Below are 599 nucleotides of genomic sequence, written 5' to 3'. Positions count from 1 at the left end.
TGCGGTGCCAGCGTTGCGACGATGGGATAGCGGAACAAATCCTTCATGTCCAGCTTGTAGCCTGCCTGGAACGCACGAGACACGATTTGAATCGCCTTGATCGAATCGCCGCCTAGATCAAAGAAATTGTCTAAAATACCAACGATTGGCACGCCCAGGACGGACTGCCAGATCGCTACGAGTGCTCGTTCTGTTACAGTGCGTGGTGCTGCATAATCCGCACCGCTTTGCAAACCTCCTTCTGGTGCTGGCAGGGACTTGCGGTCGATTTTACCATTCGGTGTCAGCGGCATCTGCTCCAACCAGATGAAATACGACGGCACCATATAGCTTGGCAGCTCTTGTCCCAGCTCCTGTCTCAGCTCACCCGCTCCAAGCTCTTGACTCGCCACGTAGTACGCCACGAGCTGTGTTTGGCCCGTTTCGTCCGTGCGTGCCATAATGACCGCTTCTTGTACCGACTCCACCTGCAGCAGCTGTGATTCGATCTCGCCCAGTTCGATCCGGTAACCTCTGATTTTTACCTGATGGTCCATCCGACCCAAATATTCAATGTTGCCGTCCGGCATCCATCTTGCCAAATCGCCTGTACGATACAT

At 53.9% G+C, this 599-nt stretch carries 1 protein-coding gene; it reads right to left on the bottom strand.

Annotation, left to right across the window (positions count from 1 at the left end; genetic code table 11):
• Positions 1-599, bottom strand: a 599-nt coding sequence (locus tag NLX78_RS26380) for an AMP-binding enzyme (RefSeq protein ID WP_254351928.1), incomplete at both ends; no start/stop codon positions are given.

Origin of the sequence: Paenibacillus sp. Lou8.1 (assembly GCF_024213565.1) — a bacterium.
GTDB lineage: Bacteria > Bacillota > Bacilli > Paenibacillales > Paenibacillaceae > Paenibacillus > Paenibacillus polymyxa_B.
Note: the sequence above shows the minus strand (reverse complement) of the source record. Positions and strands in the feature narration are given on the sequence as shown.